Here is a 22,912-nt window from a genome sequence, read left to right on the forward strand (position 1 = left end):
GTTAATCTGAAGAGGAAGTTAGCGCTGCTGGAGAGCAACCAACCAGCAATAAGATTAATGCTTATACTAAGAATGAGGACGACCTTCAAAGTCGTCCTTTTTTACATTCTTTGGTAAGCAGAATGGCTAAAAAAACTCACTTTTCGTTAGAAAAGAAAACATNTGCCAAGGTGTGGTGGAACGTAACGTCTATATCTGCCGGTACTGGATTACCTGCTATCTCGTGAACCAAGGACGCTAAATTAAAACTGCCAAAACCGTCGTTGTTGACATCACAATGGATGACCGGTGGCAATTCGTTCGCCGTTGGAGTCGGTCTTACTATCAACTCTTGCTCGGTTACTGTATAACAGCCTGTTTGTGTGTTTATCACACGGGCGTAAATCGTACCGCTTGGTCCTGTGTAAACCGTCGGTAAGGCTACACTTGAATCACCTAATTCCGCCTCAGGCTCCGTTAAGTAATATTCTACCTCTACATAAGGCGTATTCATCGTGATGTTACCTATATTTAAACTCAAATCAAACTCCCCTGACCCGCCTGTACCTATTACCTCACAACCGTACAACGGCTGTTGTAAGGGGTTGATCACTGGGTTGGCATGAATATATAAGGTAAATGAGGTTGTGGCATAGACGTTTTCCTCTGCAATATGTGTCACTCTCACCCAAATCATTTCGTCATCCGTTCCCTGATAAGTTTCAGGATTCGGAATCGGATTTTCGTTTGCATCAGCATCATCTAAACTATTAAAATAAGCTACATTAACAATCAAATTGCCGTAGTAAACTACGTTGTCATATTCCGTTAAATCAAAAATATCCCCATCACTTTCGCAGTGGTGCATGTCATCTAATGGATTCAAATCGTAGATAGTGACCATCTTGGCTGTATCCCGATTATTTTCCTGCTTAACATCTATATTTGTACCGGAAACAGTTGCCTCATTTAAAAGCAATCCGACATCATTGATTTCCACAAAAATCTGGATACTTGCTGATTCTCCGCTATCTAAATTACCTACCTGCCACACACCTGTTTCAGCATCATAAGTTCCTTGCGTGCTTGTGTAAGACACATACGTATAACCAGATGGTAAAATATCGACAACTTCTACTCCCGAATCTGCCAACCCTTGCTCATTGGTCACGGTTATTTCAAAATAGAAATTTTCATCTTCCTGAGATGCGGTTTTGGTAATGGATAAATCTGTACAAGGAATTACCTCAACATATAAAGGTGTTGAAATCGTTGTTTCTCCACAATCTCTTGTACCCTGTACCGAATAGTTACCACTTTCCAAAGCGGTATATGTATTTTCTGTTGCTCCGTCAATAGGTTCTCCTTCAAAATACCATTGATAAGGTTCCATTCCCGGTGTAGTTTCCAGCTCTAATCCGCAACCTTCCTGAGCGTCCGGAATAAACGGCTGGTCGGGAGCATCACTAAATGCAGAGAAAAATCCGGACATGGAAAATCCTACACCCTGCTGCACCAGACTTGTTGTCAGTCGTGCTGAAGAAGTAATAATAATCTCATCTGGATTCTGTACCGACGAGTTATCAAAACGTATCATATAGAAACCACTTGCGCCAATTTCCATTCTTGGCTGCCCTGTCAGTGTTTCTATATTTTGATTATTGATATATACCGGCGTGGTTGGTGATTCTATAATCACAAAACCAAAATATGGCAGATTGTTACCATTATAATCAATAAATTTTCTCGTTCTTACATCCGAAGCTCCCGCACAGCCACCAATCGGCAAAACCGTTGAAATATCGGTTTCACACGCTACGGCAGTACCCGAATAAACGGCAATCGGGTTGTTAGATTCAATCAAACTGGACGAATACTGATTATTTGTATCTCCATGATGAAAAGTATAGAAATCGCCAGCGTTAAGCAGCGCAGGCGTATTGGTCGAAATCGCCGTTCCGGCAGCATTAAAATTGGTAATTGTTACCTGCGTACCATCTTCGGCTGCAACAATTGTTGTTTGTTCAGGGTGATTGTCTCCGGTTCCTGCCTGCCCGTCTCCCCGTACCACAACAAACTGTCTGCCCAAAACATTGTTAGGTGCAATCTGGTCAAAAGTTCCGTCTTCACCACTACCGCCACACGCCTGTGGGGTATCTCCGTAGCTTCCTACATTGGCAACAACTCCCTTGCTTGAAGTAAGCAGAGAACCGACCGCTGCAGTAAACAATCTGCTTTGTCCTTCGTGTAAAGTAAATTGAAATGCTCCGTTTAAAAATATATCCGTCTCGTCTTCCAGAGCCATTACAGAATAAACCGGTTGTCCGGTGTTTAACCCGGTGTAGCTCGTTCTGTAATAACCCAACCGGAATGCAAGTCCGACACCTTCATTACCAAAACTCACCAAGGAAGCATTTCCTTTAATCGTAGCATTGGTCAGACCGGGTGCATCGGAGGCAATATTCCTCAGATTGACCATCACCGGTGCTGTTGCTTCGACAATTAACCCTCTATCATTATAGGTTGTATTGGTTTGATTTCGTGTTAATGCAGAGGCTGTTCCTTCAAAAATAAAAGAAACAGGCGAATCAGGCAAAACGGTAAATGTGGTCAGATAACTTCCGTCACTTTTTGTTAAAACTACCGTAACTTCGTTGGGTTCGGCGGTAGAAACGACTATTTCATTAGCTTCGCTCCAGTATTGCCATGGTGCCGGAGCGATATAATGCTTTTCTGTATATTGAGCGAATACATTCACAGAGGTGAGTAATGTCAATAGCAGAAAGTAAAAAGAGTTTTTAATGTACTTCATTATTCTATTGATTTGACTATAAACAGTCAAGGGTTAAGGATTATTGTTTAATCAGTTTTTCTGTAGTTTTCACTCCGTTTTCAAAATTCAGTTCCATTAGGTAACTACCTGAACTTAGGTTTTCTATATTAATTTGTGAACCGGAATTTTCCAATACTTTTTGTCCTGCCAAATTAAAAACACGCACCAATTTCACTGCTTCACTTGATTCTATCTGAACCCTGTCAGAGGCAGGATTAGGATAAATCACATAATCTGTAATTTGAAAATATTCATTATCAAGTGGTGTATGGTCTGCCGAGTAAATAAATGCAGACAACACTATTTCGTCATTATCATTCGGAAATTGTCCGGTAGGAACAGTCAGTTTAAACTGATGTTCCCCGGCAGGAACGTCTCCTAATTCAATAAATCTGTTAGGAATCACATCGCCCGGACACCAGTTGTTCCATTGGGCCCAATCAGCATCTGTTCGGGGATATAGACTATATATTCCATTAGGCTGTGTGTTATACTGTCTGAACGGCTCGCAGGATTCACCTCCCGGTCTGTATGTTAAGACCTGTTCACCATTAAAATACACATAATGTTGCCTTCTGATATATTCTTCTCCTCCTGAATTGGCTCCATGTGCAGAAGTAATCAACTGAACGTGAGCATCTGTCAATTCTTCTTCATTGCTAAAATTAACCAACCTTACAGCAGTTCCCCATTCGTCTGAATTATTGGTTTTGTTCATCTGTAATCGGCTCCACAACGGTTTCGGTATGTAATTCGATGCCGGATTATCTTCATCAACAGAAGAATTCAACACAATTGTTCCTCTGAAAACATCACTTCTTCCTTCACATCCATCTATCTCCGTGTTGGCAGCATAAGGCACACCAAATAAGAAAAATTCTACCCAAATGTCGTAATTATCTCTTATCACTTCATCTTGAAACAGACCTGCCAAATGACTCAATTCGTAATGATACGGCACTACATCGGGCATTACATTTTTATCCATAAAAGGCGTAATGAAACGCCCTACTTCCATGACCTGCTTGTTTTCCGAATCAATATCTTCTCCTGCGGGAACAAGAGCTAAAAAGACACCACCTTGCCGGTCATAATTATCACACAAAGCACCGATAGTAACGTCGATAGAAAAAGTATCTTGTATGCCGTCCAATTGTGTTTCGGACAGTTTTGCGGCATATCTTGAATTCGACATTCTGATAATTCCTTCAGGCGGAGCCGGCTCAGTATAAGTATCTGCGTATCCATCGTAGAAAACAACTTCATCAAAAACTGTCGTAGTATAGTCTTGTGCATGACCAGAAAAAGTTAGTACCAGACCTGTCAAAAGTGTTAAAGTAATTCTTCTCATTAATTATTTTGTTTTTGTTCTATGGGCTAAAATACTAAAATAATGTTATATTATAATATCAAAGTACTATTTTAGTTAATTTTATTCTAAGAGTCTGTTCAAAATTTATCTAATAATTTACTTATGCTTACCTGTTGTGCATTTAGGAAACGAAAAATATCAACTAACGTCACTTCGAGTGAGATTTCTGTAACGAAGTGGAAGAAATTTTGTATCGAGAAGTCTTTTTATTTAGTTCTCGATACAAAATCTTTCAGATTTTTACTCGAACTGACGAATTTTTGTCCAAATGCACAACAGGATTATGCTTCTTTTTGGCTATAACTGCGTTAAATTTTCAAGGGGTAGCAAAGTATTTATTTAGCTTAAATAATTTCTGAGAATGGATAAAAAAACGACCGAAATTTCGGTCGTTATTAAATTATTATTTAGCTTATTTTCTAAAAACTTCTTTCACTTTTTTAGTAATACGCTCGCGTTCTTGATCGGTTAAATTAGAACCAGAAGGCAGACACAAACCATTCTCAAACAAATCTTCTGAAACGCTGCCCCCGTAATACGGTGTTCCGGAAAAAACCGGTTGCAAATGCATCGGTTTCCACAAAGGACGAGATTCAATATTGTCTTCCAAAAAGGCTAAACGTAAATCTTCCCGGGTTTTGCCTGTAATTTTCGGGTCGATGAGAATTGCAGACAGCCAATGGTTGGAATAAAAATCTGAATTTGGCTCTGCAAAAACGGTTACTCCGTCAATATCTTTAAATAGTTGCTGATAGAAAGTATTCATCTTTCGACGGGCTTCAACTCTATCGTTTAAAACTTCCATTTGTCCGCGACCAATTCCCGCACAGATGTTGCTCATACGATAATTGTAACCAATTTCTGAATGTTGGTAATGTGGTGCATTATCTCTTGCCTGTGTAGAAAGAAAAACTGTTTTATCCTTGTCTTCCTGGGAATGACAAACCAATGCTCCACCTCCCGAAGTCGTGATGATTTTGTTGCCATTAAACGACAAAACACCAAAACGACCAAACGTTCCGCACGCCTTTCCTTTGTAGGTAGAACCCAAAGCTTCGGCAGCATCTTCAATCACCGGAATGTTGTATTTATTGGCAATAGCCATTACTTCATCTACCTTGAACGGCATGCCGTATAAATGCACGGCTACAATAGCTTTTGGCGTTTTTCCTTTTGCGATGCGGTCTTTAATAGCTTCTTCCAACGCAACAGGACAAATATTCCACGTATCCGGTTCTGAATCTACAAATACCGGTATCGCTCCCTGATAGGCAATAGGATTGGCAGATGCCGAAAACGTCATCGACTGACAGATTACTTCATCGCCGTGGGTTACTCCACATTCAATCAATGCCAAATGTAAAGCCGCTGTTCCTGCTGACAATGCCGCGACTTTAATATCTGCCTTTAAATATTTTTCCAAATCTGCTTCAAAACCGTTTACGTTAGGTCCTAACGGTGCTACCCAATTGGCTTCAAATGCTTCATTTACGTATTTTTGTTCGTTTCCTCCCATGTGTGGTGAGGAAAGCCATATTTTATCGTTCATTTTTAAAATCTTTATTTAATTTTTGGGGATGTTGTCTTGTATCAAATACAGTAAGTACACTTATTTGCTTATTATTAAAGCGGTAGTAAAGTGTTGTTTGCTTTGTCACCACACATTTCCTTAGTCCTTTCTGTGTTTTAGATTCCGGAAAACTCTCTGGTTGGTTTTTAATGCTATTGATAGAAAAATCTAGCTTTTTTATAAATTCATTTTTTACATTTTCAGACCATTGTTCTGTTAAGAAGTCAAAAAGTTTACGCAATTTCTTTTCTGCTGTTTTAGAAAGAACAACTTCACGTTCCATTTAACGGTAATTTTGCATAAACAAATCGTAATCAATGACTTCATCATTATCTATTTCCAAGGAGGCTTTTTGTATTTCTTCTTTTTGTTCTGCAGATAAATCATTCCAAAAATCACTCTTATTTTCTTTGCTGAATATTTTTTTTATAGACGCAATGATTCGTGGATTCTCTGTTTCCAAAAGCATTTTAGCCAATACTATTTTTTCTGCTTGAATATTCATTTTTTTCTATTTAAACCAAAGACTATTTATACCAAAATTACAAAATTTATCTGTATCAATCACACTCTTTTTTTAACTTCTCTATATACCTCTATTATGGCTTACAAACTTTGCACGCGGTATAACCTTGTTTCTGTGCTTTAGATTTTGATGTTTTAATTTTACTTCTTTTTAAATAACGACAACTTCCTTTATGATACTTCTTTCCCGTTTTGGTAACATATACGACTTGCTCTTTGGCAATATCTGTTATATTATCTTCTGTAAAGTTGGCTGGTGCAAAACCCGAAAAAGATATCCAAAGACTAACAACGAAAAGAAAGAAAAAGTTTTTCATGGTTGTTTTATTTGATGATTCTTCCTGGATTCCCTACCACTGTTGCTCCATCAGGAACATCATTAATAATCACAGCACCAGCTCCAATAAGAACATTTCGTCCTATACTATGGCCTTGTATTACTGAACACCCTATTCCAAAAAATGTAGAATAACCAACTTTTGTAAAGCCTGCTAGATTAACTCCTGGTGAAATTGTATCATAATCATTTAATTCACAATTGTGCCCCAAAGAAGCATTCATATTAATCGTTACAAAATTATGAATGATGGTTTCGTAATTAATACTTACATTTGGATAAATAATATTACCATACCCCATCTCAACATTATTACTAATCCAACAGTTTTTATGAATCAGATTAGGGTAATTTAAATTTTTTATAATCGATAACCTCTCTATTACACGTTTTTTTATCTGGGGATTTGCTATTGAAATAACAACACCTATATTATCATGAATTGATGAGATTTCATGAATTCTATCAATTTCTCCAATCACTTTTATTCCCCAAAGGGTATGACCAATTTTACTGATATCATCATCAAGAATACCTATAATCTCAAATTTATCCGTAAATTGTTTAATATTATTAATAACATATCCTCCAACGTTCCCTCCACCAATAATTATAATTTTCATCATTAATTTTTACCGTTAAATGCTTCAGTAGTTACATGTCCTTCTTTGCTGATTCCTTCGCGAATGAATACTTTTTTTATTGTTAGAAAAAATATTTTTATATCCAATAAAAAACTAATATTATTCACATAATACACATCTAATTCAAATTTCTTTGTCCAAGAAATCGCATTACGCCCATTTACTTGTGCCCAGCCTGTAATTCCAGGTCGAACATTGTGTCGTTTTTTTTGTTCTTCGTTGTACAGTGGCAAATAATAGGTCCGCAATGGTCTGGGACCGATTAAGGACATATCGCCTTTTAATACATTGATTAATTGTGGTATCTCGTCTAACGAGGTTTTGCGTACAAAAGCACCTATAGGTGTTAAACGATCGGCATCGGGTAGCAAATTACCATGTACATCTTTTTTATCATTCATGGTTTTAAACTTCACAATTTTAAAAATACGTTCGCCTTTACCCGGACGTGCCTGAAAGAAAAATGGTTTGCCTTGATTCACAAAATACAAACCAATCATCACCACGATAAATATTGGACTTAACAAGATTAAGCCAAAAAAAGCGGCTAAAAAATCAAACAAACGTTTTAAGTAGTTTTTGTACATAGTATTTAAAGATTAGTTCCAATATTAGTCAAAAAACTTTTTAAATCTATAACTTCAATGCCGTCAAAGGTATTTCCTGAAAAAGTATCCATAGTTATGACCATTTTAGGGTAATTGTCTTTTATCTTTTGCAAATTACCAAACTCTCTTTGAATTGTTTTTTCTTCCAATAATGATAATGCTACCTGGATATATACCTTTTCCCCGTTTTTTTCGGCTATAAAATCAATTTCGTTGGCTCCTAATATACCCACATTAACCGCATAATTATGGGCTACCAAATGATTATAGACCACATTCTCCATTATTTTTCCTATATCTTGTGGACGGTACCCCCAAAGTGCATTGCGAATACCTAAGTTTTCAAAATAATATTTCTCTCCTATTTCAAATAATCGCTTGCCTTCTACATCATAGCGTTTCACCTGATGAATTAAAAAAGCATTGGTAAGGTGCTGGGCATAAATTTGTACCTGATTGGGTGCTATGTTTACTTTTTGAGATTTTAGAAAATCACTGATTTTTTTGGCCGAAAATATACTTCCAATATTGGATGCTAAGAAAAATACTAATTGCTCTAAAAAAGACGTATTGCGAACAGCATATCGATTGATAACATCTCTAAAAACAATAGTTGAATAAATATTTTTAAGATATTCAAAAACAACAGCATCTTCCAATGGTATATGTTTCAAATAAGGCAAACCGCCATATTTCATATATTTTTGTAAAGACTCCACGGTATCTTCCAATTGTTGAAAGGTTAAAAACTCTGTATAAGTCAAACTATACACTTGAATTTCTATAAAACGTCCGCTCAATCTTCCTGCAATATCTCCGGAAAGCAACTCCGCATTACTGCCGGTGCAATATAAATCAATAGAATTATCTAATAGTAAAGAACGTAAACCATCCTCAAAATTCTCGATTTCTTGGATTTCATCAATGAAAACATAATTCTGCTGCTTTTCCGATTTATGCTCAAGAATATAATTGTTTAAATCCTCCGCATTTTTTATTGCTCTAAAAGCCAAATCTTCTTTATTGATGTAAATGACGTTACTTTCGGAGTCATTTTCTTTGATAATTGCCATTAACTGAAACAATAAATGACTTTTCCCAACACGTCGTTGACCTGTAAATACTTTTATTAGGTTTTTTCCGATAAAAGGAACTACTCTATCGATATATAAAGGGCGTGGAATACTATTTGGGAAGTTCAGATTCATAACGCATTACGATTATAACTTTCTGCAAAACTACAAATAATTATAGATATAACTATAACTTTACAGTAAAAATAAAAACTTTAACGTATAACTATATGATAAATTACCTGAAAAGCAGCTAAGAAATCAAAGAGGCGTTTGAAGAAGTTTTTGTACATACTGATAATTAGATAATTTGCTTATTAGATAATTTAATTAATGAGTTATACTCCTCCAATAATGCATTCCAAACGACTGATTGTTCATATCGAGATTGTATCATTGGTCGTGCGTTTATTTTTAACTTGTTATAGTATTCTTTATCCTCTGCCATTTTTTTCATAGTTTTTTTTAACGTATCGACATTTTTTACAGGAACAATAGTGCCTTTCAACACATTAATCAATTGTGGGATTTCGTCTAAAGAGGTTTTACGAACAAAAGCGCCAATAGGTGTTAAACGATCGGCATCAGGTAATAGTTTACCATTTACATCTTTTTTATCGTTCATTGTTTTAAACTTAATGATCTTAAAAATACGTTCATATAGCCCTGGACGTTCTTGGAAAAAGAAAGGTTTGCCTTGATTCGTAAAATACAATCCTATGGTTACGATAATGAATATCGGTGATAAACAAATTAAACCAATTAAACCAATTAAGGCAATTGTAAAATCTAACAAGCGTTTGATATTGTTTTTATACATATTGATCTAAAACTTTTTTTAAACCTTTATTCACTGGTAATTGCCAAAGAGTTCTACCCCAATTATGATTTCCTTCAATCAAAATAGGACCATTGTTTGTAATAGCTACATCCCAACCTATTGATTTATTATCTAACGAATTTAGAGCAGCGTCCTTGACTAATTTTATACTTTCTTCCCAAAATGGAATTTTAAAATCAACAATTCGCACGCCAGATATTGGGTGAATTTCGATATCATTTTTTGTAAAATCTCCGTAAACAGCTTTACGATCAACTTTACCCGACATCAAATCTATTGATGCAGCAGCATTACCAACAGAGAGATTATCCGTATTAGAATCAATACTTAATCTAAGAATTGTACCTATAATGTCAACTTCTTTATTCTTATTTATTTGAGTTATAATTCTAATTGTGTTTAAACCTCTAGGTGCTAATTTTTGTAAATTGTCGTGCTGGTAGACAAACTCTTCAATTAGATCAAACTTTCTCTGTATCATGTATGAAACTAAAGCATCATAACTAATAGAGTTAATTACTTCAACTTCTTTACCCGCTTGACCCTTTGAATCTTTCAAAACAATTTTTTTAGACCTCTGCAATAAAGCAATAATGTAATTCCTATTTTGACTAAATTCTGATAAAATATACCATTCCCGACCGATTGATTGATTAAAATGTCTAAAAAACTCAACTTTATCCGAAAGAATTTTTCTAGAATGAATCGGATTCATTTTTAATTGATACTCATACATAAAACCTGTCCCAGCATATTCTTTTCTTTCTTCCTCCGTTTTATTAAAAAAGCGAAGTAAAAAATAATCCATGAAAGAAGTACTATGTACTACACTACATTTTATAATATCAAATAAAATTGTGATAAAAGATTTTTTTTCTTTCTTACTCACATATTTAACATTTTTAATAAATGTTGCACGAGGAGTTTTTATGATATAGTAGGGTATATAAATTAAATTTTTAAGCATTTTTTAAATTTTTATATTCATCTAGGATATTCTCCCAAAGCTTTTTTCGTTCGTAATTCTCACGAATAATTTCTCTATTCTGTTGTTTAATATTATCAGAATTAATTGAAGAATTTATAATGTTTCGAATAGCTATTTCTAAACCATTTGCATCCCTGGGCTCAACAATCAATCCATTAATACCATCCTGAATAATTTCATTATTTCCATTTATATTTGTAACTACACATGGTAATCCCATTGAACAAGCTTCTAGTAGAACATTAGGAAACCCTTCTCGATAACTTGGAAATACAAATACATCCGCTATAGCGTAATAATCTATTACATTTCTTTTAATACCAACTGCCTTAATTCTATTGTTGGTTTCGATAATTTCTTTAGACGTCTTAGAAATAGGATCATTTTTATGCACTCCACCTACTAAGATTAATTTTAATGAATCATCAATAATATTATTAAATGCCGTAACTAATTCGTTTATACCTTTATCTTTAACTATACGACCAACATATAGTAAAACTGTGTCATTATTATTTATATTTAATTCCTTTCTTAAATTACTTTTAACCTCATCTTTAACTAGGGCTGGATCAAATATAGATGTATCAATCCCGTTCGAACTGCCATTCCCTATTACTTTTAATTTTGAAGGAGAAGTAAATTTCTCATCTAAGATTATTTTTTCTAAGCCAAATGAATTTGGATACACTTTGGTGGCACAAGCATAGGTCAATTTTTCCATTTGGTTTAATAATTGTCTTTTGCTGCCTGTTGCTACCGTCAGTGGCATACCTGCCACCGTATGTAAACGATGAGGTACTCCTGCTATTTTTGCAGCCATCATCCCTAGCAAACCTGCTTTTGGTGTATGCGTATGAACAATGTGTGGTTTTTCTTTTCGAAATAATTGAATAAGCTGTACTAAGGCTTTTAGATCTTGAATCGGCGTTATGGAGCGCGTCATCTCTATACCTACCGTTTTTACCCCTTCATTTCTCTCCACATCGTGTAAAGCTTCGCCTGGACTTGACACCCCTATCACTTCGAAACCATTAGTCGACATGTAGTTGAGTTGTCCTTTCAATAAACCTCTTAATGATTGTGGTACAGTTGTTATACGGATCAGTTTTGTTTTCATTTTTATACATTTTATAGAAAAATCTAAGAACTTAGTTAGTTTATATTTTACCTAATATTTTTTTTAATGGATAAGATAAATAATATCTAATTAAGCCAAGATTACCAAATCTATAACTAAGCCCTTCTTGTATTGTATATATGCATGGATTGCAATAACCACAAGGTTTATTTTTAATTAGATGATGACAAAAAATGGTTTCATTCATTATGTGAAGTACTCCTTCTTTTTCAGCAATCTTTTTCATTTCAACTTTAGTAAGGTTTAATAAGGGAAATCTAAAATTGCCGAAAAGATTAATTACATCTTTATTAGAAGTTTTTTCTTTATCTAAAATTAGAACATTACCATATTCTGATTTAATTTTATCTAATACTCCAAATTCTTGTATGAATTTATGTGCCTTATCATCTTTATGAATCCCCAATTCAAGATCTTCAATTCGTAGAGCTAATTCACTTAGTTGAACATATTGTGCCCCTAAAAAAGACTCATTTCTTAAATTGAGAAAAGCTTGTTGTATGTCTTTTGAAATTTTTTTAGATTCTTCAAAAATTACTGTATCTAGAATGGAAGCCTTAGTGTCAGGCAATGTCATAATTTTATCTCTGATTTTACATATGACAGCCAATTCATCATCGTTTGTTTTTCTCCCCTTAAAATAAACATAATAAGGAACAATAGTTACATTGTGTTTTCTTAGCATTAGAATACGAAATGTTGAATCCCAACCTCCTGTCCAAAGAATTTTTAATTGTTGCATATATATTATAATTATTATGCTCTCTTTTGTTTAATTTTTTAAAGCATTTATAAAGTTAATATTATTGTCGTTAAAATGTTTTAAAGCTAAATTCGTGTGAGATAATAATACTCCTAAAGCTGCTATTGCTCTAATACCATTTAATCCCTTCAAATAAATTGTATTTGATTTTTCCATTAATTGACTTTAAACTTAATTGGTAAATCAGTTCTTCTGTGTTTCTTTATTTGATTTTTTTTATCTGATTTAAAGTTTTTGACTTTAATATACCCTTTCATATTTTTGGCTTTTAGAAAATCTTCTTTTAAAACTCCGGAATATGTTAAACCGTTAAGAGATTTAGAATCATTAAGATTTTCTATATCAATTGATATTTCGTTTTTAGAGCCAACATAATATTTTAAATATACTTTAACCCCTTCATTTTTGTTATTAACTGTTTTAATATTACTTAAAACAATATTTTGTAGGAATTGTCGATTATTGTTTGGTTCTATATCAATACCTGACATTGGATTTACACCATTGGTATTACATATTTCTATATCTTTTATCTCTAAACCTTTTACTGAAATTACAGAAATTCCATTTCTTCTATTATTATCTATTATTCCTCCACTAATTTTTATATTGACATTAGGTTGTTTTAATGTTTTATCTTCACCGATATATATACCGTCTCCCCAACAATTTTTTATACTGGGATTAATAATTTGAATATTTTGAGATGATAAGATACTAATTCCCATTCCCCACTCTCCTTTCGTTCCTGTATGTTTATCTCTATCTCCTACTAAAGTTGGATTGATGACCTTGACGTTTTTTACCTTTACAATATGCAATATGCCATAATTAGTCTCTGCATTAGGCATCATAATTAATTTTGATTTACTCTGAAAATTAATCGTTTGATTACTTGATAATTTAAGTCCATTTTTATTCACTAATATAGGAAAATTAGGCATTAAAACGTTGTCGTTACTATCTAATCCTTTTTGAAGATATGAAGTATAATCTGTTTTACCTGTTGTATCATATCCTTTTGGTAAATATTTTGTCAAATCAATTGGATTAGCTAATCCAAAAGTTGATAAAAATAGAAAACTTAAACAGACAATTATTTTAAACTTACTCATAACTTATTTATTAATTCGTTCTTATAAACAGCAATATAATTTGATACCATAATATTTATATCATAATCTTTTGATCGTTTATAGCATAATTCTGCAACTTGATTATAATAGACATTATCATTAATTAACCTAAGAATTTCAGTTGCTAATTCTTTTTCATTTCCAGCTTCGAACAAAATACCAAAGCCTTCAATAACTTCTTTTAATCCTTCCACATTTGATGCTACTATAGGTTTTTTACATGCCATAGCTTCAACAGATGAAAGACTTAAACCCTCATAAAAAGAAGACATTATACATATATCTGTATGATATAAAATTTCTGGAATATCGCTCCTTTGTCCTAAGAATATTACTCTATCTTGTAAGTTTAATTGCTCTGCTAATTTTTTACATTCATCTAATCTCGGACCAGAGCCTGCAAGTTGCACAATCACATTTTCTGGTAATAATTTTAAAGATCGTATAATTGTATCTTGATCTTTGGGATATCGAAAACTTGATACTTGAGTAAGTACTATTTTTTCTTTATTTCTTATATCTGCTTGTAATTCATTTGCATTAAATACTGATAAATTTACACCATTATCTATAGTAATTAATTTATTCTTACAACTATTTCCCAAATGTTTTATTAGCTTGATTTCAGTTCCTTTTGATATACAAATGATTTTGTTGTATTGTGAATAGATAAATTTCTCGATCCATTTGAAATAAAATTTATCTCTTCTTTTATTATTTGTACTATGTTCTGTATATATTATTATTTTTTTAGGATAAAAAAGAAATCTACAAAGAGCCAATAAATATACTGTTGGGAATAAATGAGCATGTATAATATCGTATTTTCCTATATATTTTTTTAATTTGAAAATATTCGAAAAATTATAATAACTTTTAGCATCAATAGAAAATATGTTAAGATTTTCTTCTCCTATCTGTTTGTATAAAATTGTATCCGATTTTTTCAATAACAATAAATCTGCTTTAATGTTTTTTTTATTATACAAAAGTAATGTATCAACTATCAATTTTTCTGCTCCTCCTGTATTAAGAGAGTTTATTATATGTAAAATTCTCATAGCTTATATTTTTATATTATACAGCACCTTTTATATGTGGCGTTGAAGACTCTTTTTTTGGAGTTAGTGGTTTTAAAGAAAGATTTAATACATAACCTATAAAAAACCAAAAATAGACATTACGCCAATATACGTTTGAAAAAAGGAGCTCAATCATACCACTAAATAACAAATATATAAGGAATATCTTAGATTCTTTAGTTTGTATATTAGAAAAGATCAGTCTAAAAAACTTTAAAATAACTATCAATATTGGGATAAAATATAAAACACCTCCTTCATGAAAAACTTGAATAAGAAAATTGTGTGGATAAATTCCATTTGTTTTTTCATAAGCAGAAACACCGTTACCAAAAAGAGGCGAAGCTGTGATATCTTTGAAGGCTTGTTCCCACAAACGAACCCTTCCGTTAGAAAGTTCTTCTCCCATAGTAGCCATTCGAACCATCTTATCAATTGCTTTTACATTAATCCCTATCTGATCCAAAAAATATTGAGTTGTTAGCATAATATCTATCATAAAAAAAGAAAAGATAAAACCACATAACAATATTATAATAAAAGCCCGGTTTGTTAATTTATTTTTTTTAATTAAATAATAAAATATACAAAATAAAAACAACCCCATAATAGAACTACGTGTACCAAAACTAAAGAAAAAAAACAGATATACAAGAATAACCAAAAGAGTTCCTATTTTTAAGATTCTTTTTTTTAATAAGAACATTACTATAAATACTCCTAATAATAGACGTAAAGCTCCTTGAGAAACTCCCATTAAAAACATTAAAGCATCGTCATCCATTAGGTGACTATAATCAGTACTTGAAATTCTATAAATGCCTGGTAATGATAATATACTTATTATCAAAATAGATTTATAAAATATTTTGTAATCAAATTGTGTATTTGAATACAATATCCCTGTAACGCCAAAAACCAAAAAGGAAAGAAAATATAAAGAAAATCTTTCTGGTTCAACTCTACCTAACATATAGCTAAATACAAATAATAGAATAACTCCTACTATTACAAAAAGTTTTTTATTGATAAAAGTTGTAATAGGATTATTGACAATTACTATTAATAAACTAATTAATGAAATAGCAACAATTATATTATCAATGGGTAATAGCCAACTCAACGGGTTAGCACATAAAAGAATAGCCAAGCCTATACTATTTATAGTTTCTCTACGACTTACTACTTTATGTAAACTATGGTTTTCCATTAATTTTTATTGTCTTATTGAAAATTACGACGTAAATAAAACGCCAAAGGTAATAATACTCTATAAAAAGGATTACTTAATAATTTGTATTTTTTTCTATGTACTACATCAGATTTCATTCCTAATGCTTTTAAATCATTCATCCCTTTTTTAAAGTTATTTGAATTACCTTCTGTTCTAAAAGCATTAAAGCAAATGTTTAATTTAAAATTATATAGTGCTTGATTAGACAAACCTTCTTTGTGTTTATTAAGAAAATATTCTGATGCATTATAATTATTCTTATTACTCATTCTATTTCCACCATCCACATACATATTTACGTTTCTTTGGTCGTCAAATACCATTTTAAACTTTTTATCAAACCGTATTGCCAAGTCCCAATCTTGATGCTTTCCTAAATCGTCATCAAACATCACTTGCATAAAAGCATCTTTCTGAAATACAAAAGTAGATGTTCTTGCGTCACCTCCTTTTTCAAAGATATACGATGCCATATCCATATTTTGGAACACTGCAAAGTTTAAAGTTTTTAATTGAGTTCCACGAACTATGTTAAATGCTCCAAAAGCTCCTGCCGCATTACTTACTTTGATTAGTTCTATTTTTTTTTGTAAATGATTTTCTAACCATTCATCATCGCTGTCTAAAAAAGCGATATAATCTCCCGTAGCTTGTCTTGCCCCTATATTTCTCGCTGCAGCCCCTCCTACGGATTGTTTGTTTTGAATTAAAGAAATTTCCGAATGTTGTTGGATTAATTCCTTAACCTTAAATACAGTATTATCAATTGAAGCATCATCTACAACGATAATTTCTATGCTAAAATTACCTTTTTGCAAAAGTACACTATTAATGGCTCTTTCAATTGTATTTTCTCGGTTCTTTGCGGGGATTACTACTGTTACTTTCATTTCTTTTATATTGCCTTTCGTTACTATTTTTTATTTTTAGTAAGATAACATAAATAATCTTATTTATGTCGCTTAAATTTTTTATTAATTAATTGAAGTATTAGTTTTCTTTCATTTTTAGTAATACCAACTATAATAATCATTAGAACCAAAAGCCCCATTACAAAAATTGACTCAACAATAAAAGTCCAAATATTAAGTTCATAATCCCAATAATTTTGAAGTCCAAATATTATAGCTGCCACAAAACTACCTAATACTGCAACTTTTGACAACACTCTAAAATAATATTCCCTTACATCAAATTCCATTTCTCTTTTTAGGAAAAACAATCTAAATTGGAGAGAAAGTAAAGATATAATAATAGCAATTACATAGGTGCTATAAGGTTCAAAACCTAACTTTAGCATTAAATAACTTAGTGGTAAATTTAAAAACACTAATGATCCAACGATTAGTTGATATCTTTTCATTTTTCCTGTTGCCTGTGCTCCTGTTAGTAGCGTTCCTGATAGACATTCTATCAATATATTAACTAAGCACAATTGAAGAAAATCAACTGTATATTCAGGTGGATTATTCAGCCATAAATGTAAAATATAATCCGTGTTTAATAAAATAGGAGTTACAATAATAAGCATAAGAAAAAAAGAAAACTTAGACCCTTGAGAAATCAAATAATGAACTTGTTTCAAATTTCCTTGTGAATAATTTTGAATAATTTGAGGATTTAATGCCAATTGAAAATTGGATACAAATAAATTTACTGCTCCATACACCTGATTTGTGACTCCATAAGCCGCATTGACAACTGTTCCAAAAAATAAATTCAAAACTATATTTATACCTTGATTTTTACCAAAAAAAGCAATATTGCCTAAAAAGTTCCATCCAGAGTAGCTTATTAGCTCTTTGTAATACTTTTTGTCGTATTGAAATTTATACCGACTCTCTGCGAACTCTCTATGGCAATAAATCTGATAAATCATCCGAATTATAAAAGCTATACTAAAGGTTAAAATAGCATAGGTAATTAACTTATCAGAGCCAAAATAAACCAACATAAAAACTATTGCTAATCTTAATACTGCTTCTAATATACTTACATAAGCATACATATTCATCCGCTCTCGAGCAATAATTAACGCATTGTATGGCACTTGAATTATTTTCAGTAAAAAAGTTAAAATGGAAAATTGATATACCATATTAACAGCAAAAACCCTATCATCTGGAAATACCATTTTATAATTTACATACCACAAACCTAAGGTTTCTGCCAAAAGCAACCCTAAAACAGCTATTCCAATATGTATGGTTAATGTTATACTAAATGTTTTCTTTAACTGAACAAAATCTCCTTTACCTATACTAAAAGATAAATACCTTTGTGTAGCCGAAGACATAGCTCCGCTCAAAACTCCTAACAAAGTAACGAAGCCCCCCACCACACTATAAATACCATAATCTGATACTCCTAACTCTCTTAACACAATCCGAGACGTATATAAAGTAACTCCCATAAGAAGAAACATTCTTATATACAGAAACATTGTGTTTTTTACTATACGTTTTGATTCTGACATATATAAATTAAAGATGTTTCAACACACCTTATCATATGTTTTTTATAACCTATTATCACAATACTTTAATATCCCCTTCACATCATAAATCACACCATTTTCTGAAAGAAAATGGTTTAGGTTTAAATCTAAAAATTCTTTGTGTGCTACGGTTAGGATAATGGAATCGAATCCATTTTTCGAATCTGCGAATTTACGAATTTGCTCTATGTCTGATTCTGATTTTAAATTATACTCATGATGAACTTCATCACTATTTGCCCAAGGATCAAAAGTGGTTATATTAACACCATAATCTTCTAAACTACGAATCACATCTACCGCTTTGGTGTTACGTACATCCGGGCAGTTTTCTTTAAAGGTAATTCCTAAATTCAAAACGTTCGCACCATTTACATTAATGCCTTTTTTAATCATGCATTTCACCACTTGCGAGGCTACGTATTCGCCCATAGAATCGTTCAATCGGCGACCTGCCAAGATAATCTCTGGGTGATAGCCTTTTTCTTGTGCTTTTTGCGCCAAATAATAAGGGTCAACACCAATGCAGTGACCGCCTACCAAACCTGGTTTAAACGGTAAAAAGTTCCATTTGGTTCCTGCTGCTTCCAACACCGCATGGGTATCAATCTCTAACAAATTAAAAATCTTTGCCAATTCATTGACAAATGCAATATTGATATCCCGTTGTGAGTTTTCAATTACTTTTGCAGCCTCTGCAACTTTAATTGTTGGAGCCAAATGTGTTCCGGCAATAATTACAGATTTGTATAGTTCATCAACTTTTTTTCCGATTTCCGGAGTTGAACCAGAAGTTACTTTAAGAATTTTTTCAACTGTATGCTCCTTATCCCCAGGATTGATACGCTCAGGAGAATATCCTGCAAAAAAATCTTCGTTAAATTTCAATCCAGAAATTCTTTCTAAAACAGGAATACATTCTTCTTCCGTTACTCCGGGATAAACCGTTGATTCATAAATAACTATATCACCTTTTTTCAATACCTTACCTACTGTTTCAGAAGATTTATATAAAGGAGTTAAATCAGGTCGGTTGTTTTTGTCCACAGGAGTTGGAACTGTAACGATGTAATAATTACAATCCTTGATATCATCCAAATTATTACTTACAAAAAGTCCGTTGTCTGAATTATTAGAGGATTTCAAAACAGCTTGAAGAATATCATCTTCTACTTCCAAAGTCAAATCCTTTCCGCTTCTTAATTCATCAATTCTTCTCTGATTAATATCAAATCCTACCACATTGTGTTTTGTAGCAAATAATCGTGCTAATGGCAATCCTACATACCCGAGACCTATAACGGCGATTTTGTGATTGGTGGTTGGTGGTTGGTGGTTGGTGGTTGGTTGTGAACTTGTATTATTCATTTTTATTATTTGAATTACATTTCTGTAATAATTTTATAGTTTATTTTTTAAGCTTTTTATTAATCCGTACAATTGTTTTCTAATTACAATGATGTCTTGAATATATTTTTCTAAATCTTCTGTTATATACCCTTGTCGTTTAGCGATTTCTAGCTGAGTTTCTAATTCCGCCAAAGAACCTAAACTAATATAACAAAATTGAAGATACTCTTTTGTACCTTTTCTTCCAAATCCTTCCGCTATGTTAGACGGTACCGAAATTACACATCTCCTAATCTGCGAAGTTAATACAAATAACTCTTCTTTGGGAAAGCTCTTTGTTAAAAGGTAAACATCATCTACCAAACACACTGCTCTTTGCCATATTTCTAGATCTCGAAAAGACTGTATCATATTTTTTAGTCTTGAGACGGCAATATGTGTTTGGTAGTTTATTTCTCACCATTCACAAGCCACCAACTACTACTCACAAATTAGAGCATCTCCTTATGCTCCCAATACCATTTGACAGCTTCTTTCAACCCTTCTTTAATTTTATGCGTAGGTTTATAACCCAACATGGTTTTAGCTTTATCAACGGATGCCAAAGAGTGCGGGATATCCCCAACTCTGTTTGGGCCGTGTTTCACCTCTATATTTGCTATTTCGGTATCATATTCTGTTAAAAACTCTTTTAAATAAGCGGCTAATTCATTCAAATTAGTACGGTCGCCTACTGCAGTATTATAAACGGTATTTACTGCATTTGGATTATCAGTCAGCATTGCCCGTTCATTCATCTGAATCACATTGTCGATATACGTGAAATCCCGGGAATTTTCGCCTGTGCCGTTAATCGTAGGGCTTTCGTGTTGGATCAATTGTTTGGTAAACAAAGGAATCACTGCTGCATACGCCCCCCTCGTATTCTGACGGCGACCAAAAACATTAAAATAGCGTAAACCGATAATTTCCATACCGTAGGTCTTAGCAAATACATCGGCATATAACTCATTTACATATTTGGTTACGGCATAGGGCGATAGAGGTTTTCCGATGATATCTTCTACTTTTGGCAGACTTTCTGAATCGCCATAAGTGGATGAACTCGCTGCATACACCATACGCTTTATCCCTTCATCACGAACAGCTACCAACATATTCAAAAAACCAGAAACATTCACTTCGTTAGAAGTAATTGGATCATTGATGGAGCGTGGAACTGACCCTAAAGCTGCTTGATGGAGTACGTAATCCATTCCTTTGACAGCTTGATGGCAAGTTGCTAAATCACGGATATCCCCTTCAATCAACTCATAATTTGGATTACTCAAAAATTCTTCTATGTTGTGTTTATATCCGGTAGAAAAATTATCCAGACAACGTACAAAATAGCCTTTATTGAGAAAGTATTCTGTTAAGTTAGAGCCTATAAAACCTGCTCCTCCGGTAATTAAGATTTTTTTCATTATTTGCTTTTTATTACTTAATTTGTTTGCAGGCGAATTTGCGTATTCGCGAATTTGCGAATCTGCCTATCAACTCCCTATATTATACACCACAAATCCTTTTCCTGTCAGTTCCTTTTTATTTAATACATTTCTTCCGTCAAACACAAAGGCAGGTTTATACATATCGTCATAAATCTTTTGCCAATCGTAAGTTTTAAACTCGTCCCACTCGGTTAAAACAGCTACGGCATGGGCTTGGTCACAAGCTTCGTACGGATCATTTGCTACTTTCACCAAACGGCGATTTTCTTCCGGGCTTCTTGTTCCTAGGTAATCCAAATCTCTGTAAATTTGTTCTTCAGAAACTTTTGGATCGTATACCGTGATAAAAGCCTCTTCATCTAACAAATGGTCAGCGACATAAATCGCTGCCGACTCTCTGGTATCATTGGTGTCTTTTTTGAATGCCCAACCCAGAAAAGCGATATTTTTACCGTTAACCGTATTGTATAATGTTTTGATTATGTTATCTGAAAAACGTTCCTTTTGATGGTCGTTCATAATAATCACCTGTTCCCAATAATCGGCTACTTTGTTTAGATTATAGGTACGGGCAATATAAACCAAATTTAAAATATCTTTTTGGAAACAAGAACCGCCAAATCCAACAGATGCTTTCAGGAATTTCGGTCCAATACGGCTGTCTTTTCCAATAGCAAAAGCTACTTCGTTGACGTCAGCCCCTGTTGCTTCACACAATTCAGAAATGGCATTGATACTCGACACACGCTGTGCCAGAAACGCATTGGCAACTAATTTAGACAATTCAGAAGACCATAAATTGGTGGTAATAATATTTTCTTGCGGTACCCAAGCAGCGTAAATATTTACCAATGCCTGAATGGCATCTTCATTTTCTCCACCAATCAGTACACGGTCGGGATTTTGTAAATCCTGAATAGCCGTACCTTCTGCCAGAAACTCAGGATTGGACAAAATATGAAAATTTACTCCGTTACCAGTATTGTGCAAAATGCTTTTTAAAGCTTCGGCAGTACGCACCGGCAATGTAGATTTTTCAACAACAATTTTATCATTTTTGGCTACTTTCGCTATTTGTCTGGCACAAAGCTCAATATATTTCAAATCGGCCGCTTGTCCTTTACCTTTTCCGTAAGTTTTTGTCGGTGTATTTACCGAAATAAAAATCATATCGGCTTCGTCAATGGCTTTTTCTATATCTGTAGAAAAGAACAAATTCCTACCTCTCGCCTCGCCAACAACAGTATCTAAGCCAGGTTCGTAAATCGGTAATTTGGATAAATCTGTGTCATTCCAAGCAGCTATACGAGCCGTATTGAGGTCAACTACCGTTACCTTGATATGAGGATTTTTTTGTGCAATAACAGACATTGTTGGTCCGCCTACATATCCGGCTCCTATACAAGTGATGTTTTTTATGTTTTTCATTTAATATTTGGACTTCAATTT

Annotated in this window: 23 protein-coding genes; all 23 read right to left on the reverse strand. The window is 33.3% G+C overall.

The genetic code is table 11. From position 1 onward, the window contains the following. Positions 1-136: 136 nt before the first annotated feature. Complete coding sequence (locus CDL10_RS04425) at positions 137-2,791, reverse strand: DUF11 domain-containing protein (RefSeq protein ID WP_100677419.1); 2,655 nt, start codon at positions 2,789-2,791, stop codon at positions 137-139. A 40-nt stretch (positions 2,792-2,831) separates the two neighbouring features. Next, positions 2,832-4,163, reverse strand: coding sequence for a peptide-N-glycosidase F-related protein (locus tag CDL10_RS04430; protein ID WP_100677420.1), 1,332 nt, complete (start codon positions 4,161-4,163; stop codon positions 2,832-2,834). A gap of 433 nt (positions 4,164-4,596) precedes the next feature. Next, positions 4,597-5,733, reverse strand: a complete 1,137-nt coding sequence (locus CDL10_RS04435; RefSeq protein WP_100677421.1) for a DegT/DnrJ/EryC1/StrS family aminotransferase — start codon at positions 5,731-5,733, stop codon at positions 4,597-4,599. Then, positions 5,723-6,037: a type II toxin-antitoxin system RelE/ParE family toxin gene (locus tag CDL10_RS04440; protein WP_100677422.1), complete on the reverse strand. Its 315-nt coding sequence runs from the start codon at positions 6,035-6,037 to the stop codon at positions 5,723-5,725. The genes CDL10_RS04435 and CDL10_RS04440 overlap by 11 nt, the downstream gene beginning before the upstream one ends. Continuing rightward, positions 6,038-6,259 carry a hypothetical protein gene (locus CDL10_RS04445; protein WP_100677423.1) on the reverse strand — a complete coding sequence of 74 codons (222 nt, stop codon included), beginning with the start codon at positions 6,257-6,259 and terminating at the stop codon, positions 6,038-6,040. A gap of 94 nt (positions 6,260-6,353) precedes the next feature. Further along, positions 6,354-6,596, reverse strand: a complete 243-nt coding sequence (locus CDL10_RS04450; protein WP_100677424.1) for a hypothetical protein — start codon at positions 6,594-6,596, stop codon at positions 6,354-6,356. A 7-nt stretch (positions 6,597-6,603) separates the two neighbouring features. Then, the gene (locus tag CDL10_RS04455) at positions 6,604-7,242 is read right to left on the reverse strand and encodes an acetyltransferase (protein ID WP_100677425.1); all 639 of its coding nucleotides are present in this window, start codon (positions 7,240-7,242) and stop codon (positions 6,604-6,606) included. Next, on the reverse strand, positions 7,242-7,847 hold the full coding sequence (locus tag CDL10_RS04460; RefSeq protein ID WP_100677426.1) for a sugar transferase: 606 nt from the start codon (positions 7,845-7,847) through the stop codon (positions 7,242-7,244). The genes CDL10_RS04455 and CDL10_RS04460 overlap by 1 nt, the downstream gene beginning before the upstream one ends. Positions 7,848-7,852: 5 nt before the next feature. After that, on the reverse strand, positions 7,853-9,076 hold the full coding sequence (locus CDL10_RS04465; protein ID WP_100677427.1) for an ATP-binding protein: 1,224 nt from the start codon (positions 9,074-9,076) through the stop codon (positions 7,853-7,855). Between the two features lie 166 nt (positions 9,077-9,242). Then, a complete protein-coding gene (locus tag CDL10_RS11495; RefSeq protein WP_243389288.1) occupies positions 9,243-9,761 on the reverse strand; it encodes a sugar transferase in 519 nt (172 codons plus the stop codon). Further along, positions 9,754-10,749, reverse strand: coding sequence for a sugar-transfer associated ATP-grasp domain-containing protein (locus CDL10_RS04475; RefSeq protein ID WP_100677428.1), 996 nt, complete (start codon positions 10,747-10,749; stop codon positions 9,754-9,756). Before CDL10_RS04475 ends, CDL10_RS11495 begins: the two co-directional genes overlap by 8 nt. After that, positions 10,742-11,890 carry a glycosyltransferase family 4 protein gene (locus tag CDL10_RS04480; protein ID WP_100677429.1) on the reverse strand — a complete coding sequence of 383 codons (1,149 nt, stop codon included), beginning with the start codon at positions 11,888-11,890 and terminating at the stop codon, positions 10,742-10,744. Before CDL10_RS04480 ends, CDL10_RS04475 begins: the two co-directional genes overlap by 8 nt. A 40-nt stretch (positions 11,891-11,930) precedes the next feature. Next, positions 11,931-12,653 carry a 7-cyano-7-deazaguanine synthase gene (locus CDL10_RS04485; RefSeq protein ID WP_100677430.1) on the reverse strand — a complete coding sequence of 241 codons (723 nt, stop codon included), beginning with the start codon at positions 12,651-12,653 and terminating at the stop codon, positions 11,931-11,933. A gap of 30 nt (positions 12,654-12,683) precedes the next feature. Further along, complete coding sequence (locus CDL10_RS11400) at positions 12,684-12,830, reverse strand: hypothetical protein (protein WP_165772981.1); 147 nt, start codon at positions 12,828-12,830, stop codon at positions 12,684-12,686. Continuing rightward, entirely contained in the window at positions 12,830-13,789 is a 960-nt protein-coding gene (locus tag CDL10_RS04490) for a right-handed parallel beta-helix repeat-containing protein (RefSeq protein WP_100677431.1), read from the reverse strand. The genes CDL10_RS11400 and CDL10_RS04490 overlap by 1 nt, the downstream gene beginning before the upstream one ends. Continuing rightward, positions 13,786-14,871 (reverse strand): glycosyltransferase family 4 protein, encoded by a 1,086-nt coding sequence (locus CDL10_RS04495; RefSeq protein ID WP_100677432.1) that lies wholly within the window; start codon positions 14,869-14,871, stop codon positions 13,786-13,788. The genes CDL10_RS04490 and CDL10_RS04495 overlap by 4 nt, the downstream gene beginning before the upstream one ends. Positions 14,872-14,887: 16 nt before the next feature. Next, entirely contained in the window at positions 14,888-16,102 is a 1,215-nt protein-coding gene (locus CDL10_RS04500) for an O-antigen ligase family protein (protein ID WP_100677433.1), read from the reverse strand. A 14-nt stretch (positions 16,103-16,116) separates the two neighbouring features. After that, positions 16,117-17,016 carry a glycosyltransferase family 2 protein gene (locus CDL10_RS04505; RefSeq protein WP_100677434.1) on the reverse strand — a complete coding sequence of 300 codons (900 nt, stop codon included), beginning with the start codon at positions 17,014-17,016 and terminating at the stop codon, positions 16,117-16,119. Positions 17,017-17,075: 59 nt separating this feature from the next. Then, entirely contained in the window at positions 17,076-18,602 is a 1,527-nt protein-coding gene (locus tag CDL10_RS04510) for an oligosaccharide flippase family protein (RefSeq protein ID WP_100677435.1), read from the reverse strand. Positions 18,603-18,644: 42 nt separating this feature from the next. Then, positions 18,645-19,991 carry a nucleotide sugar dehydrogenase gene (locus tag CDL10_RS04515; protein WP_100677436.1) on the reverse strand — a complete coding sequence of 449 codons (1,347 nt, stop codon included), beginning with the start codon at positions 19,989-19,991 and terminating at the stop codon, positions 18,645-18,647. Between the two features lie 33 nt (positions 19,992-20,024). Further along, the gene (locus CDL10_RS04520) at positions 20,025-20,384 is read right to left on the reverse strand and encodes a four helix bundle protein (RefSeq protein WP_394363828.1); all 360 of its coding nucleotides are present in this window, start codon (positions 20,382-20,384) and stop codon (positions 20,025-20,027) included. An 80-nt stretch (positions 20,385-20,464) separates the two neighbouring features. Then, positions 20,465-21,439, reverse strand: a complete 975-nt coding sequence (locus CDL10_RS04525; protein ID WP_100677437.1) for an SDR family oxidoreductase — start codon at positions 21,437-21,439, stop codon at positions 20,465-20,467. 69 nt (positions 21,440-21,508) lie between these two features. Then, positions 21,509-22,891: a UDP-glucose 6-dehydrogenase gene (locus tag CDL10_RS04530; RefSeq protein WP_100677438.1), complete on the reverse strand. Its 1,383-nt coding sequence runs from the start codon at positions 22,889-22,891 to the stop codon at positions 21,509-21,511. Positions 22,892-22,912: the final 21 nt, after the last annotated feature.

Source organism: Avrilella dinanensis (assembly GCF_002807015.1).
Classification (GTDB): domain Bacteria; phylum Bacteroidota; class Bacteroidia; order Flavobacteriales; family Flavobacteriaceae; genus Flavobacterium; species Flavobacterium dinanensis.